Annotated in this window: 14 protein-coding genes; 9 read left to right on the plus strand and 5 right to left on the minus strand. The window is 62.8% G+C overall.

Annotated features, from left to right (window positions below):
- Positions 1 to 42 precede the first annotated feature (42 nt).
- Positions 43 to 1,440 (plus strand): ATP-binding protein, encoded by a 1,398-nt coding sequence (locus ABI660_RS00560; RefSeq protein WP_348063878.1) that lies wholly within the window; start codon positions 43 to 45, stop codon positions 1,438 to 1,440.
- 336 nt (positions 1,441 to 1,776) lie between these two features.
- On the opposite strand, the gene ispF is transcribed toward ABI660_RS00560, so the two are convergent.
- The gene (gene ispF / locus ABI660_RS00565) at positions 1,777 to 2,274 is read right to left on the minus strand and encodes a 2-C-methyl-D-erythritol 2,4-cyclodiphosphate synthase (RefSeq protein WP_348063880.1); all 498 of its coding nucleotides are present in this window, start codon (positions 2,272 to 2,274) and stop codon (positions 1,777 to 1,779) included.
- Positions 2,271 to 3,083 carry a 2-C-methyl-D-erythritol 4-phosphate cytidylyltransferase gene (gene ispD, locus ABI660_RS00570; RefSeq protein WP_348063882.1) on the minus strand — a complete coding sequence of 271 codons (813 nt, stop codon included), beginning with the start codon at positions 3,081 to 3,083 and terminating at the stop codon, positions 2,271 to 2,273. Before ispD ends, ispF begins: the two co-directional genes overlap by 4 nt.
- 125 nt (positions 3,084 to 3,208) lie before the next feature.
- Between ispD and mfd the strand changes: the two genes are divergently transcribed.
- The 7 genes from mfd to ABI660_RS00605 all read left to right on the plus strand — a co-directional run bounded on the left by mfd (position 3,209) and on the right by ABI660_RS00605 (position 10,531).
- Positions 3,209 to 6,682 (plus strand): transcription-repair coupling factor, encoded by a 3,474-nt coding sequence (gene mfd / locus ABI660_RS00575; RefSeq protein ID WP_348063884.1) that lies wholly within the window; start codon positions 3,209 to 3,211, stop codon positions 6,680 to 6,682.
- Positions 6,683 to 6,735: 53 nt separating this feature from the next.
- Complete coding sequence (locus ABI660_RS00580; protein ID WP_348063886.1) at positions 6,736 to 7,005, plus strand: hypothetical protein; 270 nt, start codon at positions 6,736 to 6,738, stop codon at positions 7,003 to 7,005.
- Positions 6,986 to 7,420, plus strand: a complete 435-nt coding sequence (locus tag ABI660_RS00585) for a type II toxin-antitoxin system VapC family toxin (protein ID WP_348063888.1) — start codon at positions 6,986 to 6,988, stop codon at positions 7,418 to 7,420. Before ABI660_RS00580 ends, ABI660_RS00585 begins: the two co-directional genes overlap by 20 nt.
- Positions 7,413 to 7,655: a hypothetical protein gene (locus tag ABI660_RS00590; protein WP_348063890.1), complete on the plus strand. Its 243-nt coding sequence runs from the start codon at positions 7,413 to 7,415 to the stop codon at positions 7,653 to 7,655. The genes ABI660_RS00585 and ABI660_RS00590 overlap by 8 nt, the downstream gene beginning before the upstream one ends.
- A gap of 62 nt (positions 7,656 to 7,717) precedes the next feature.
- Positions 7,718 to 7,852, plus strand: a complete 135-nt coding sequence (locus ABI660_RS00595) for a hypothetical protein (protein WP_348063892.1) — start codon at positions 7,718 to 7,720, stop codon at positions 7,850 to 7,852.
- A 112-nt stretch (positions 7,853 to 7,964) separates the two neighbouring features.
- Positions 7,965 to 8,675 carry a phosphoserine phosphatase SerB gene (gene serB, locus ABI660_RS00600; RefSeq protein ID WP_348063894.1) on the plus strand — a complete coding sequence of 237 codons (711 nt, stop codon included), beginning with the start codon at positions 7,965 to 7,967 and terminating at the stop codon, positions 8,673 to 8,675.
- Positions 8,676 to 8,677: 2 nt separating this feature from the next.
- A complete protein-coding gene (locus ABI660_RS00605; RefSeq protein WP_348063896.1) occupies positions 8,678 to 10,531 on the plus strand; it encodes an ABC transporter ATP-binding protein in 1,854 nt (617 codons plus the stop codon).
- On the opposite strand, the gene ABI660_RS00610 is transcribed toward ABI660_RS00605, so the two are convergent.
- Positions 10,528 to 12,111: an alkaline phosphatase D family protein gene (locus tag ABI660_RS00610; RefSeq protein WP_348063898.1), complete on the minus strand. Its 1,584-nt coding sequence runs from the start codon at positions 12,109 to 12,111 to the stop codon at positions 10,528 to 10,530. The two genes, ABI660_RS00605 and ABI660_RS00610, sit on opposite strands and share 4 nt — an antisense overlap.
- Entirely contained in the window at positions 12,108 to 14,915 is a 2,808-nt protein-coding gene (locus ABI660_RS00615; protein ID WP_348063900.1) for a 7TM diverse intracellular signaling domain-containing protein, read from the minus strand. Before ABI660_RS00615 ends, ABI660_RS00610 begins: the two co-directional genes overlap by 4 nt.
- Positions 14,916 to 15,119: 204 nt before the next feature.
- On the opposite strand from ABI660_RS00615, the gene ABI660_RS00620 reads away from it, so the two are divergent.
- Positions 15,120 to 15,449 carry a cupin domain-containing protein gene (locus tag ABI660_RS00620; protein WP_348063902.1) on the plus strand — a complete coding sequence of 110 codons (330 nt, stop codon included), beginning with the start codon at positions 15,120 to 15,122 and terminating at the stop codon, positions 15,447 to 15,449.
- Between the two features lie 126 nt (positions 15,450 to 15,575).
- Here the strand turns inward: ABI660_RS00620 and ABI660_RS00625 are convergent, their stop codons facing one another.
- On the minus strand, positions 15,576 to 15,965 hold the full coding sequence (locus ABI660_RS00625; RefSeq protein WP_348063904.1) for a response regulator: 390 nt from the start codon (positions 15,963 to 15,965) through the stop codon (positions 15,576 to 15,578).
- Positions 15,966 to 15,980 lie beyond the last annotated feature (15 nt).

Below are 15,980 nucleotides of genomic sequence, written 5' to 3' on the forward strand. Positions count from 1 at the left end.
CTGACCGGGCCGACCCACCTCTTCCGTCCCCCGAGTCCCCGAATGCAAGGCACCCGCGCCGTACACCTGGAAACTGCTCCCGCCGCGCTGGAAACTGCGCCGGCCCCTCTGGAGATGCGGCCACGCGTCGGCCTGAGCCTGTTCTGGCGCACCTTCCTGTTCCTGTCGATCCTGTTGATCGGCTGCATCGTCGCCTGGCTGCAGACCTTCCGGGCACTGGAATTCGAGCCGCGCGCCGTGCAAAGTGCCAGGCAGCTTGCCTCGCTGGTCAACCTGAGCCGCGCCGCGCTGAAATATTCCGACTCCATCACGCGGGTCTGGCTGATCAAGACGCTGGCCGAAGAAGAAGGTGTGCGCATCTCGCCGCGGGAGCCGCGCGACAAGTACGAACGCTTTGTCAACGACCCTTTCAGCGAGCGCATCGGCGATGAACTCACGGCGCGCATGGGCGAAGGCACGGTGGTGGCCAAGTCCGTCAACGGCACGGTCGGCCTGTGGGTCGGGTTCAACATCGACGGCGACTCCTACTGGCTGCTGACCGACCCTTCGCGCCTCGGGCCGCTGCAGGGCGGTACCTGGCTGATCTGGCTGATCACCGCTGCCATCCTGTCGCTGCTGGGCGCGGCACTCATCGCGCGGCTGATCAACCGCCCGCTCAAGCAGTTGTCCTTTGCCGCCAGCCGCATGCGCGACGGCGACTTCGACGCCAGCCTACTCGACGAACAGGTGGCAACCAGCGAGATCCGCGAGGTCAACATCGGCTTCAACCGCATGGCCGAGCAGCTTTCCAAAATCGAGGAAGACCGCGTCATCATGCTGGCCGGTATTTCGCACGACCTGCGCACTCCGCTGGCACGCCTGCGGCTGGAAACGGAAATGAGCGTGTCCGACGCGGAAGCCCGGGCCCACATGGCTGCCGACATCACGCAGCTCGACGCCATCATCGACAAATTCCTCGACTACGCCCGACCCGACCCGCCGCAGCTGGCGCCGGTGTCGCTCAATGCCATCATCAGCGCGGCCGTGTATTCGGTGGCCGAATACACCGACATGCGCGTGAACGTGGTGTTGCCGGGCCAGATCACCGTGCTGGCCGACGAGGTGGAATTGTCCCGCGTCATTGCCAACCTGCTTGAAAACGCAAGGCGTTACGGCAAGACGCCGGAGACCGGCATGGCCATGGTTGACATTGCGGCCAAGGAACGCGACCAGTGGGTGCTGATCAAGGTGCGTGACCACGGCACCGGCGTTGCGCCGCAGGCACTGAACAACCTGACCAAGCCATTCTTTCGCGGCGACGCTGCCCGCACCGCCGCCACCGGCGCCGGCCTGGGCCTGGCGATTGTCGAAAAAACCCTGCACCGCATGGGCGGCGTGTTTGCGCTGGCCAACACCAGCTCCGGTGGATTGGCTGCACATATCAAACTAAGGCGTGGTTAGCCCCCACGGTTGCTCACTGCGTGTAGCGCCCTGCCCCCCGAGGAGGCCGCTGCGCCTGCGGACTGGCGGAGCCAGATCCGCGGCCCCTGCTTGAATTGGAGAGCTCCCACGGTTGCTCACTGCGTGTAGCGCCCTGTCCCCCGAGGGGGCCGCTGCGCCTGCGGACTGGCAAAGCCAGATCCGCGGCCCCTGCTTGAATTGAAGAGCTTCCACTCTCCCACCGGTTTGCCCCCTCTTCCTCTGGGAGAGGGTTGGGGTGAGGGCTGCAGTCCAATAGAGCAGCTAATTCTTGATCAAATAAGCCTTCAGCCCTTATCCAGTGGGCGCAAGAAGCTATCAATACAATAGCGCTACGGCGCGGGCTTCCATACTCAGGCCCTGCCCCACCGGGCCTAGTTTCTCGGCGGTCTTGGCTTTCACATTGATGCGCGACACGTCCAGGTCCAGCGCATCGGCCAGGCACTGGCGCATGGCCGGAATGTAGGCGGCCAGTTTGGGCGCCTGCGCAATCACCGTGCTGTCGATGTTGCCGATGCGCAAGCCGCGCTCAGCCAGCAGGCGGCCGGTTTCACGCAGCAGCACGATGGAATCGGCGCCGCGAAAGCGCGCGTCGGTGTCGGGAAAATGCCCGCCGATATCACCGAGCCCAGCCGCACCCAGCAAGGCGTCAATGATGGCGTGAACCAGCAGGTCGGCATCGGAGTGCCCCAGCAAACCGGCACTGTGCGGCACTGTCACGCCGCCAATGATGAGCGGCCGGCCCGGCACCAGCGCATGCGTGTCCCAGCCTTCTCCAATCCGGAATGGGGGGACGGCAGCATCGGATTGGGTCATGGCATGGCTTCGTTGGGGGGCACGGCAAGAGGGGCAGCCTTCGCAACGGAAGCCTTGCGGGCACGCGGTTTTGTCCGACTTTTGATCAGGGCCTCGGCTAGCACAAAATCTTCCGGGTAGGTCACCTTGAAATTGAGGGCACTGCCGCGCACCAGCTGCGGCGCCAGGCCGGCAGCTTCCATAGCGCTGGCCTCATCGGTCACGGCCTCGCCCAGGGTCTGGGCCATCAGCAGCGCCTGTGTGAGGGCTCCCAAGCGGAACATCTGCGGTGTTTGCGCCAGCCATTTGTCCGAGCGCTCCACGGTGACCACCACGCGCTCGTCCCGCCCCTGCTTGAGGGTATCGGGTACCGGCTGGGCCAGCAGGCCGCCCACCGGGTCGCTGTGGCAGGCGTCGATCAGGCGATCAATCAGCGCAGAGGTAATCAGGCAGCGCGCAGCGTCGTGCACCAGCACCCAGTCATCAGGCTCTGCGCCGCCGGCGGCGAGCTGCTGCAGGCCACCGAGCACACTGGCCGCACGTGTGGCGCCGCCACAAGACGCAACCTCATACTTGGCTTGGGCCTTTCCGTTGAAAAAATTGTCGCCCGCAGCCACCACCACCAGGCAGGAGTCAACGCGCGCCACCCCCGCAAACGCCTGCAGCGTGTGCTGCACCATGGGCAACCCGGCAATCGGCTGGTATTGTTTGGGCAAAGCCTCGCCACCCTGCGCCGCGATACTTTCGGCGACGGCGCGTGTTCCCTGGCCAGCGCACGGAATCAGCGCAAAAAGGCGGGGAATCAGGGATTTCGGCGGGATCGGCGTCATGACTTGATCATAGATTCTAAAATCAGGGCTTCAAAGACCAGCCAGGTCCGTTCACACCCCACTCCGCACCGTTTGGGGTGTTTCCCTTTTGTCCCCCCGATTCCTGTTACCTTTCCGACTGCTTCATGGATTTACCCAAACTGCTTCCGGGCAAACGCTACACCCTCCCGCAACCCGCCGGCTCTGCCGACGCCCTGTTGCTGGCGCAGCTGGGCTTGCGGGAAAAAACGGCGGGACGGCTCATAGCCATCATCACCTCGGACGCCGCTACCGCGCAGCGCCTGCTCGACGAACTTGCTTTCTTTGCGCCCGCGCTGCGCTGCGCGCTGTTCCCGGACTGGGAAACCCTGCCCTACGACACGTTTTCACCGCACCAGGATCTGATCAGCGAACGGCTGGCGACCCTTTGGCGCATCAGCCAGCATGACAAGGAAACCGGCGCCGACGTGGTCATCGTGCCGGCCACTACCGCGCTGTACCGCCTGGCACCCCCGGCTTTCCTGGCCGGGTACACCTTCCACTTCAAGGTCAAGCAAAAGCTCGACGAGGCCAAACTCAAGAGCCAGTTGACCCTGGCCGGCTACACTCACGTCTCACAGGTGGTCAGCCCCGGCGAATACGCCGTGCGCGGCGGCCTGATCGACCTGTTCCCCATGGGCTCAGCCGTGCCTTATCGCGTGGACCTGTTCGACGACGAAATCGACAGCATTCGCACCTTCGACCCCGACAGCCAGCGCAGCCTGTACCCGGTGCCCGAAGTGCGGCTGCTGCCGGGCCGCGAGTTCCCCATGGACGACGACGCGCGCGCCAAGTTCAGGAACCGCTGGCGCGAGCTGCTGGACGGCGACCCGACCAAAAGCCGCATCTACAAGGACATAGGCAACGGCGTGGCGACGGCTGGTATCGAGTATTACCTGCCGCTGTTTTTCGACGACACGGCCACGGTGTTCGACTACCTGGGCAGCGAAGCCACCGTGGTGCTGCACGGCGACCTGGAGCCGGCTTTCCAGCGTTTCTGGCAGGACACCAAGGACCGCTACCGACTGGTGCGCGACGCGCCGGACCGCCCGGCGCTGCCGCCCGAAGCGCTGTTCCTCGGCACCGAGCAGTTCTACGCGCGCGCGAATGACTACCCGCAACTCGCGATGCGCCCGGCGATCGAAGACGTGGCCGATAACGCGAACTTCCAGAAACTCGGCGAGATGTCAGTGCTGCGCGGTGCGGAAGACCCGCTGGCCCGGCTGAAAACCCACATCCGCAACACGCCGCAACGTGTCTTGCTGCTGGCCGAAAGTGACGGCCGGCGCGAAAGCCTGCTCGACTTCCTGCGCGCCAGCAGCCTCAGCCCGCCAGCCTTTGACTCGCTGGAAGACTTCCAGACCAGCAGCGAGAAACTCGGCATCGCGACGGCGGCACTCAACACCGGTTTCAGCTGGCTGGCCGGCGACATCGACTTCGTCACGGAAACAGAACTGTTTGCCGCCGGCGCGGTCACGCGACGCCGCAACAGGAAACAGGAACAGGTCAGTGACGTCGAAGCGTTGATCAAGGATCTCTCCGAGCTCAATGTCGGCGACCCGGTGGTGCACAGCGCCCACGGCATCGGCCGTTACAAGGGCCTGGTCAACATGGACCTGGGCCAGGGCAACACCGAGTTCCTGCATCTGCAGTACGCCGACGAAGCGACCCTGTATGTACCGGTCAGCCAGCTGCAGCAGATCAGCCGCTACACCGGCGTCAGCGCCGACGAGGCACCGCTGCACCGCCTGGGCAGCGGCCAGTGGGAAAAAGCCAAGCGCAAGGCTGCCGAGCAGGTGCGCGACTCTGCCGCAGAACTGCTCAACATCTATGCCCGCCGCGCGGCGCGCGAGGGCCATGCCTTCCGCTATTCACCGGACGACTACGAAACCTTTGCCAATGACTTTGGCTTCGAGGAAACCGCCGACCAGCGCGCCGCCATACACGCGGTTATCCAGGACATGATCAGCCCACGGCCGATGGACCGTCTGGTCTGCGGTGACGTGGGTTTTGGCAAAACCGAAGTCGCACTCCGCGCCGCCTTCATCGCCATCACCGGCGGCAAACAGGTGGCGCTGCTGGCGCCCACCACCCTGCTGGCCGAGCAGCACTACCAGACGCTGGTGGACCGCTTCGCCAAATGGCCGGTCAAGGTTGCCGAGATGAGCCGCTTCCGCTCGGGCAAGGAAATCACCGCCGCCATCAAGGGCATCGCCGACGGCAGCATCGACATCGTGGTCGGCACGCACAAACTGCTGAGCCAGGACGTGAAGTTCCAGCGCTTGGGCCTACTGATCATCGACGAGGAACACCGCTTCGGCGTGCGCCACAAGGAAGCGATGAAAGCCATGCGCGCCGAGGTGGACGTATTGACACTGACCGCCACGCCTATCCCGCGCACCCTGGGCATGGCGCTCGAAGGCCTGCGCGACCTGAGCGTGATCGCCACCGCGCCGCAGCGGCGCCTGGCCATCAAGACCTTTGTGCGCAGCGAAAACAATGGCGTTATTCGTGAAGCGGTGCTGCGTGAGCTCAAGCGCGGCGGCCAGGTCTACTTCCTGCACAACGAAGTCGAGACCATCCAGAACCGGCGCGAAAAACTCGAGACCCTGTTGCCGGAAGCGCGCATTGCCGTCGCGCACGGCCAGATGCCGGAGCGAGAACTCGAGAAAGTCATGAAAGACTTCATCGCCCAGCGCTACAACCTGCTGCTGTGCTCCACCATCATCGAGACCGGCATCGACGTGCCGACCGCCAACACCATCGTCATGAGCCGCGCCGACAAATTCGGCTTGGCGCAGTTGCACCAGCTGCGCGGCCGCGTCGGCCGCAGCCACCACCAGGCCTATGCCTACCTGATGGTGCCCGACATCGAAGGCCTGACCAAACAGGCCAGCCAGCGGCTCGAAGCCATCCAGCAGATGGAGGAACTCGGTTCGGGCTTTTACCTGGCCATGCATGACCTGGAGATACGCGGCACCGGCGAGGTGCTGGGTGAAAACCAGAGCGGCAACATGATGGAGATCGGCTTTCAGCTCTACAACGAGATGCTCAACGAGGCCGTGTCCTCGCTGAAGGCCGGCCGCGAACCCGACCTGCTGGCGCCGCTGAACATTGGCACTGAAATCAACCTGCATGCGCCGGCCCTGCTGCCCAGCGACTACTGCGGCGACGTGCACCTGCGCCTGAGTTTTTACAAAAAACTGGCGACCGCCAAAAACACCGATCAGATCGACAGCCTGCTCGAGGAAATCGTGGACCGCTTCGGCAAACTGCCGGCGCAGGCCCAGACCCTGATCGACGTGCACCGGCTGCGCGTGATTGCGAGGTCTTATGGCGTGGTCAAAGTCGACGCAGCACCCACCTTGATCAACATCACGTTCAAGAAAGACCCGCCCATCGATTCGATGGCCATCATGCATCTGATCCAGAAGAACAAGCACATCAAGCTGGCCGGTAACGACAAGCTGCGTATTGAGCGCGAGCTGAAAGAGCCAAAAGACCGGGCGCAGATGGTGCGCGATGTGCTGAAGAGTTTGGGTGTGCCGCCGGTAATGGCAACTCACGACAAGGTTATTTAAGGGGTGAGTGCGATGCACTTATAATTGCGAAATGTAATTATTTAGGAACCCTCATGTCTCAAGTCACCATTTACCTTGAAGAAGATGCCTTGGCTGCCGCCAAAATAGCGGCGACTCGCTCCCAAGTCTCTGTCAGCAAGTGGTTTGCCCAGTTTGCGGAAGCAGAAAAGACCAAGCTCACCAGTGACCGCACGCATTTTTGGGCAGAGATTGATCGTTTACGCAACCCTGCGAGCGATCAGGAACTGGATTTCTTGCTCGACCCCCAGCAACGCTACGCAGATTTGGCGCCGGACCGCCGACTTGAGTCGTTTGACCATTGATTCCTTTGGCGTACCACTTATGTATCTGCTGGACACGAATATCCTGATTTATGCCTATCGACATCTCGGCGGATGTAGAGAGCGCCTGGAGGCGCAAGCCCCATCGGACCTGCGCATCTGTGCAATCAATCTCGCCGAGATCGAATACGGCATTGCCAAATCTTCGCGCCCTGAGGCGCTAAGTTTGTTCCTGACAAATATTCAGGCCCGATACGCACTGCAGCCTATGAACGCTGAGTCAGCGAAGCAAGCCGGACAATTGCGTGCGAATCTTGAGCGGCAAGGACAACCTATTGGCGCTTATGACGTGCTGATTGCTGGAATTGCACTGGCCAATAACCTGACCGTGGTGACCCGCAACGTGCGCGAGTTCTCAAAGGTGCCGCACCTGAAAGTGGAAAACTGGTATGACTGACAAAGCCGACGTACCCCGGGACGCGCCAGTGGATGGACGCATCGCCATCAAACTCCAGCGCGACAAGGATGGCCAGTTTCTCAACCTGCCCAAAGGCTGGAAATTCACCAATAACAAGGTGACCGCTCATAAAACCGAAGCTGCCTTGGTGTTGATGTCGGTGCGGCCCGGAAAACTAAAACGGCCGCAGATGTCACGCCAAGCCTCGGACTACCCAAAAACAACAGCAAAGTAGGCCTCCAGCTCAAGCGGTACCTGCGCAAGCAGTTATCAAAAAAGTAGCACCTAAAAATCAAAATGACCAAGCTCCTGCTCAACGCCGCCAAGCTCCCTGACAACGGCAGTGTGGGCGACGTGGTGGACTTTGATGACCTGAGCCGGCTCAAGGCCTGGACGCGGCAGACGCGGCCGGCCGCCCAGGCCATGGGGTAAGGCGTTCATTGATTGGCTGAGCAGAAGACGCACTGCAGCTGAAGCATCAAATAGCCTTCCAGCCCTTTATTTAACCGCATAGTCAGCTACAAAACTAATAGCATAAACTTCCATGACCCCCACCGAAATGTCCTCCGGCCTCGTTGTCAACATTGCCACGCCCGACATCAAACTCGAACACTTCAAGCTGATCGCCTTCGACATGGACTCGACGCTGATCAACATCGAGTGCGTCGATGAAATTGCCGACGCCGCCGGCCGCAAGGCTGAAGTGTCGGCCATCACCGAGGCAGCCATGCGTGGTGAGATCACCGACTACAAGGAAAGCCTGCGCCGGCGCGTGGCCCTGCTCAAGGGGGTGAGTGTGGACAGCATGGACGAGGTCTACCATCAGCGCCTCAAACTCAACCCCGGTGCGGCCGAACTGGTGCACGCCTGCAAGGCCGCCGGCATGAAGACACTGCTGGTCAGCGGCGGCTTCACCTTTTTCACCGATCGCGTCAAAGGCGAACTCGGCATCGACTACACCCGCTCCAATGTGCTGGAAGTCGAAAATGGCCTGTTGACCGGGCGCATGGTGGACCAGCCCTGGGGCGACATCTGCGACGGCGAGGAAAAACGCCGCATGCTGCTGGAGACCTGCGGCATGTTGGCCATCAATCCGCTGCAGGCCATCGCCATGGGCGACGGCGCCAATGACTTGCCCATGATGGGGGTGGCCGGCCTGTCGGTGGCCTACCATGCCAAACCCAGGGTACGCGAGCAAGCCATGGTGGCCATCAACACGGGCGGACTCGACCGCCTGCTGGAAGTTTTTCTCTAAGAATGTTCCTTCTCAAGCGTTTCGAAAAACTGCTGCACGCCTATCCCGAGGGGGAGCCGGCCCTGCCGCCTAAGGGGTTCATCGCCTTCATCTGGGCCGCTTCCCATGGCGCACGCGGCTACATTGTGTTGCTGGCCCTGCTGTCGGCCACGATGGCCGCTTTCGATGCGTTGCTGTTTGCCATGCTTGGGCGCATCGTGGACTGGCTGTCCACTACGCAGCCTGCCCGGCTGTGGGAAGAACGCGGGCCCATGCTGACCCTGCTCTTCATCGTTGTCTCGGCCAGCACCGTGGTGGTCGCGCTGCAGACCATCGTCAAGCACCAGACCCTGGCGATCAACTTCCCTATGCGCCTGCGCTGGAATTTCCACCGGTTGATGTTGGGTCAGAGCCTGTCTTTCTACCAGGACGAGTTTGCCGGGCGCCTGACGACCAAGGTGATGCAGACGGCGCTGGCGGTGCGCGACACGCTGTTTGTATTGGCCGATGTGCTGGTCACCATGGGTGTGTACGTGGCCACCATGACCCTGCTGGCTGCGGCCTTTGACGTTCAGCTGGTGCTGCCCTTCCTCGCCTGGCTGGTGCTGTACCTGATGACGCTGGCCTATTTCGTGCCGCGGCTGGGGCGCATGGGCAAGCAGCAGGCCGACGCGCGCTCGCTGATGACCGGGCGCATCACTGACGCCTACACCAACATCACCACGGTCAAGCTGTTTTCGCACACGCAGCGCGAAGCCGGTTTTGCCCGCGCCGCCATGCAGGACTTCATGAAAACCGGCCATCAGCAGATGCGGCTGGTCAGCCTGTTCGAAATCGTCAACCACGCGCTTAGCATGGGGCTGATCCTGGGCATGGCGGGCACGTCGTTGTGGCTGTGGTCACGCGGGGCCGTGGGTGCCGGTGCGGTCGCGGCGGCCACGGCCATGGCGCTGCGGCTGCAGGGCATGTCGCACTGGATCATGTGGGAGACCACCAGCCTGTTCGAAAGCGTGGGCACAGTGCAGGACGGCATCAATACCTTGTCGCAGGCCCACGCGATTGTCGACCGGCCGGATGCCACCGGGCTGCAGGTGCCGCGCGGCGAGATCCGTTTTGAAAGCATCAGCTTCAGCTACGGCAGCGGTGCGTCCGTCATCGACAGGCTGAACCTGACCGTGCGGCCGGGTGAAAAAATCGGCCTGATCGGCCGCTCCGGCGCTGGGAAATCCACCCTCGTCAACCTGCTGCTGCGTTTTCACGACCTGCAGGGAGGCCGTATCCTGGTCGACGGCCAGGACATCGCAGCCGTCACGCAGGACAGCCTGCGCAGCCACATCGGCATGGTGACGCAGGACACTTCGCTGCTGCACCGTTCGGTGCGTGACAACATTGCGTACAGCCGGCCCGGCGCCACAGAGGCTGACGTTCACCGGGCCGCGGAACGCGCTGAAGCTGACGGTTTCATCGCGCATCTGAATGACCCGCACGGACGCACCGGCTACGACGCCCACGTGGGTGAGCGCGGCGTCAAGCTCTCCGGCGGGCAGCGCCAGCGCATTGCGATTGCCCGCGTGATGCTCAAGGACGCGCCCATCCTGCTGCTCGACGAAGCCACCAGCGCGCTGGATTCGGAAGTGGAACTCGCAATCCAGAGCAGCCTGAACCGGTTGATGCGGGGCAAGACGGTGATTGCGATTGCGCATCGCCTATCCACCATCGCAGCCATGGACCGGCTCATCGTGCTGGACCAGGGCCGCATCATCGAAGAAGGCGACCATCGCAGCCTGCTGGCCAGTGGCGGACTGTACGCGCGGCTCTGGGCACACCAAAGCGGAGGTTTTCTCGCGGAAAGTGTTGAGGAAGCCGTGGAGATTTAGGTTTTTTCAAGCACCGGCCGACCGGCCTGCACCGCAAACCGGGCGAGTGTTTCAATGCCGCTGTCCTTCTGCGTCACATCGCTCACCACCCGCAGCGTGGTTGTCAACTGGTGCGGTGCGAACTCGACCACGCCATAACCTCTGCGTTCCGAATCGGCAAATACAAAGTGCGGATTCTCGTCCAGCATCTCCGGAATCCTCTCGTTGCCCGCCGAGCGGGACGTGATGCTGGTGCCGCAAAATTCCACGCCGATGGCCGGCTCGGATGTCCGCGCGTAGTCGGCCTTGACATGCCCGACCCAGTTCTCGTGCACGTCACCGCCCAACAGCACCGGATTGGCCACTGTGTGTTTCTGCAGCGCACGGGTCAGGCGCGAACGGGCAGCCGGGTAACCGTCCCAGCCGTCGTTCCACAAAACATGGCCCTCCCCCGCGCGAAAATCCCGCTGCCCGAAGAGCGACTGCTGGCCCAGCACGTTCCAGCTGCCTTGCCTGCCGGCGTTCCTGCCCAATTCGCCGTCCAGCCAGCGCTCCTGCTGCTGGCCGAGCATGCTGCGGCCCGGATCGTTCCACGCCGGGCAGGTGGATGGGTTCACCGTGCTGGAGCCTTTTTTTCCATCGCGCGTGCAGACCTGCGCATCCTTGTACTGGCGCGCATCGAGCATGTACAGCGAGGCCAGGCGCCCATAGGCCAGCTGTCCGTAGATGCGCATTTCGGCTCCAGCAGCCAGTCCGGCCAATGCCCGCGTGAGTACCGACGCACGAACCGGCATGTGTTCGTAAAACGCCTGATAGGCTGCGGCCCGCCGTGCGGCAAAGTCCGGCACCGGTTGGCCGCTGTTACCTTCAGTCAGCCCTGCGTAGTCATTCTGGACTTCGTGGTCGTCCCAGGTCACCAGCCAGGGACAGTTTTCGTGCATCGCCTGCAGGTCTGCATCTGCCTTGTGCAGCGCATAACGCTGGCGGTAGTCGTCCAGCGTCAGAACCCAGCCGCCCGTCGGCACACGCACCGCATTCGAGGCGCTTGGGTACTCATAGATGTAGTCCCCGAGAAACATCACGAGGTCCAGGTTTTCATCGCGCATGTGCCGCCAGGCGCTGTAGTAGCCGTGCTCCCAGCGCTGGCAGGATGCATAGGCCAGGCGCATGCGGGCCACTGCCGCGTCGGGCGCGGGCAGGGTTCTCGTGCGCCCGGTGGGGCTGACAGCGTCGCCGAAGATGAAGCGGTAGAAGTACCAGCGGTCCGGCGGCAACCCTTGCACCTCCACATGGACGGCATGCGCCAGGGCCGCCGGCGCAGGAGCCAACCCGGTCTGGACCATGCGCGAAAATTTTTCGTCATGCGCCACTTCCCAGCGTACTTCAGGCGCCGGCTGTCGCGTCTGGTCCGCGTCCAGCATCAGGCGGGTCCACAGCACCACTGAATCCTGTGTCGGCGAACCACTGGCAACACCCAGCGTAAACGGGTTGCCGGCGATGCTGGTGCGCGCACGAGCGCCGCGCGGCAGACAAAGGCCAGCGCCGACTGCACTGGCCCAGTGCAGCAAGGCCCGCCGGTCGATCGGAGTGGCGCCGTTCATGGCGCCAGATCCGCAGCCAGGGGGAACAATGCAGCCTGCGAGACGGCCTGCAGCGGCAAGCGTACAGAAAAGCAGGTGCCCACGCCCGCCTGGCTCGTGACAGAAATGGTTCCGCCATGAACGCTCACCGCGTTCTTTGCAATGGCCAGACCCAGGCCTGTGCCCTGGATGGTTCCCACATTGCTGGCCCGGTGAAATGACTCGAACAGATGGGCAATCTCGTCTTCGGGAATGCCGATGCCGCTGTCGGACACCTCCAGCACCAGCGCCTCAGGCTCGGTGTACACCCTGAACAGCACTTCGCCCCCATGCGGAGAGTACTTGACGGCATTGGACAGCAGGTTGCCTAAAATGTGCCGGAGCAGTTTTTCGTCGTAAAGACCGGGTTCATTGCTTCCGGCGTAATCCAGCCTCAGCGCGCAGGCGCTGTCGGGCTGCTGCACCCGCGCTTCGTCGAGCAGTTCGCGGCACAACCGTTGCAAATCCAGGGTATGCGGGTCGAACTCCAGCATCTGCGCCTCGGCCTTGCCTATCAGCAATACCCTGTCCAGCATGCGCATCATGCGCTGCACGCCGGCGGCAATGGTGTCCAGAATCTCGGCCTTTTCCGCGGCCGGCAGGCGCTCTCCGTAGTGCCTGAGAATTTCGCCCGAAGACAAAATAGTCGCCAGCGGCGTGCGGAACTCATGGCTGGTCATCGCCACAAAACGGCTGCGCAAGGCATTGAGTTCTTTTTGCCGCTCCACCGCTTCGCGCGTGTCTTCTTCGGACTTCTTGCGCTCGGTGATGTCCAGGAACGTCCAGATCACCCCGGCGTCCGGGTCTTGCGGCTGTAGGCAGCTGCCGCCCATCTGCACCCACAGCATCTCGCCATTGCGCCGGCGCAGCTGTTGTTCGCAGGTGTAGGTTCCCATCTCCCGCAAAACCGCGCGTGCGCGCCGCCCGAAGGCGTTCCATTCGTCGGCATCTGCATGCAGCTGAAGTGCGGACTGGCCCATCAGCTCCCCGCGCGGGTAGTCCATCATCTCGGCAAACTTTTCGTTGACCCACTCCAGCCTGCGCCGCACCGACAGCACAATGCCGACCAGCGCGGTGTTCAGGATGGCCTCGCGTTCGGAAGACGTGCGCACCAGCTCGGCTTCCAGTTCCTTGCGCCGCGTGATGTCCATCATCACCCAGACCGTGCCCTGCGACAGGTCGCGCGGGCTGACGGCCTTGCCGGAGAGCGAAATCCAGATCAGTGTCCCGTTGTACTGGCGAACCTGGATCTCTGTCAGGTAGGCCCGGCCTTCGCCGATGCAGGCGGCCACCTCGCCGCCGACACGCAGGTACTGCTCGCGCGACAGGTAAAACGGCTCCATCGAGGTCAAGGGCCGGTCACCTGCACCGAAAATTTCAAGCATGGCCTGGTTGGCCCAGCGGAAGCGCCCTTCCGGCGTCAGGAATGCAATACCGACGATGGAGTTCGCAAGAATGATTTCGCGCTCCTGCAAAACCGCGCGGTAACGCTCCTGCGACTGGCTCAGCGCCTCGAGCATGGCCTGGTCGGCCTGGCTGGAGGCCTGTGCCCGCTCTTTTTCGTTCCGCTCGATATTGATGCGGTCGGCCAGTGCAAAAGACAGCAGCACCATCTCCAGCGCGGAACCGATCAACAGGGAATTGGAGGTCAGCAGGTTGGAGGGCAGCACGCCGGTGTTGTGCAGCACCAGGGTGGCCACGCCCAGCAGCAGCACGGCCCACGCCGTCAGAAAGTAAGACGCACCCGGGTGCTTCTGCCGCACACTGAGGGCGCCAGCCAGCACCACCACCGTGACGCTGACCACGGCCAGCACGGTCACCATCCACGACGACACCGTGTAGGGCAGCAGCAGCGCGGCCAGCAGCGCCAGCAACCAGCTCCCCACCAAAGCCAGCATCACGCGGTTCATGCGCGGCATGCGAACGGCGCTGTTGAGGAAGTTGCGCGCAAACAGGATGCCGAAAGCGGCGGCGGCGGCCATGCCTACCGGCGGCGACACGCTGTTCCACCAGGTCTGCCCAGGCCAGAAAAACTGCCCGCCCATGCCAGTTAGCGCGGCCTGGGAAACAGCCATGCCGCCGACAAAACCGACATAGATCAGGTAAGCGCGGTCACGCACCGACAAATACAGCAGCAGGTTGTACAGCAGCAGGCCGACCAGCAGGCCGAAGTACAGGCTCAGCAGCGAATACTCCAGCTGGTCGTGCTGCCACAGCGCCGGTGCCTGCCACAGGCGCACCGGCGCCGACAGTGTGCCCTGCGACTGCACGCGCAGATACACCAGGTTCTCCCCACCCGGCTGCAGCGTCACCGGCAGGACATGGTTGCGGTGCGGCACCACCCGGCTGGCAAAAGGCCGCAGATCACCCCCGCTCTGACGGACAAACTCGCCTCGGTTGTTGGGGGTGTAGAGGTCCAGCTGGTCAAGCGCCGGGTACGCTACTTCGAGCAGCCACTGCGCGGGCGCATCGGCCTGTGCCTGGAGCGCAATGCGCAGCCAGAAGGCGGACCGTGTCAGTCCGAAATTGGTGGCGGCCCCGCTTTGCGGCACGTGGTTGAAGCGCGCCTGCTGCGCCGGCTGCAGTACTTCGTCGAGCGTCAGCTCGCCGCTGCTGTCTTCCAGCACCATGAAGGCGCGCGACAAGGTGTAGCTGCCTTGCTGGCCGATGGACGTGGCCCCGCCTTGCGCATGCAGCGCCAGGGCTGCCAGCGCCAACAGCGACAGCCAGAGCCAGCGCAGGAACCGATGCGGTTGGATGGCGTACGGGGAACGGTGGTTGGGCATGGGGCGGCTGAGCGAATTGGCGCCATTATCCGCTGCCCGAAATTTCTGCTGGACAAGCACTGCGAGGCTGGGTACGGTAGGGACTCATTCCATTTCTAAATCATCCGTGCACTTTGTCGGCTTCGCTAGCCGTACGTCTGTACTGTCGTTGCTTCGCCTTCGCGTTCACGAATGATTTAGAAATGGAATCACCGGAGACATACCATGGCCCTTGTTCACGCCCAGCCGCTCGACGTCATCAGCGTGCGGCCCTTCGCAGCGCAGTTGCAGGGTGCCAAGACCCACAGCCTGCTCAAAACCGGCAAGCTCCAGCTCATGCGCCTGGTGCTCTCGGCAGGCCAGCATGTGCCCGAGCATCATGTGCCGGGCGAGATCACGATTCACTGCCTGGAGGGTGAGGTGGTGGTCAGCACGCCCGGGCTTGCCCGCACGCTGGGCGCCAGCGAACTGATGGCACTGCCGGGACGGGAGCCGCATGCCTTGCGGGCCGTCACCGATGCCTCGCTGCTCGTTACCATCCTGTTGCATCCGTGAGCAGGCAAGCTCCCGATAAGCTGCTGATCGCTATCTAGCTATTTGTTTCATAGCAGTCTGCGAAGGACTGGCAAGGGCTACAGCCAATTTTTAATGAAATTCGCAGAAGGCCGGACCGGGGAGATTTCAAGCGGGCCGCGCGATCTGGGACGTCTCTGCAATGCAGTAGGCAAAAAATTCGTCGAGCTCATTGGACTTGTCGAACACCGCATCGGCGCCGAGTGCCATGCTTCGCTGGCGAATGTCGGGGGTGGCGAAATTGGTCAGAACCACCACCTTCTGGTGGGGCTCGCGCTGGCGGCAACCCGCCAGCACCCCGAGGCCGCTGCCCTCGCGCAAAAACATGTCGACCACGGCGAGCTGCCATTGCCCGTCGTGAAGCGATAGCCATCGTCTGGCTTCCGATTCAGTCGCGGCGTGGCCGATGACGGTCACGGACGCAATCTCCTCCAGCGTTTCGATGAGGTTCTCGAGGATGGTCTGGTTGTCCTCGACAAGATAGGTGATCAGTGCCAACGGGCGTTCCTCGTT

The sequence above is a fragment of the Polaromonas sp. genome, from assembly GCF_039930745.1.
Taxonomy (GTDB): Bacteria; Pseudomonadota; Gammaproteobacteria; order Burkholderiales; family Burkholderiaceae_C; genus Polaromonas.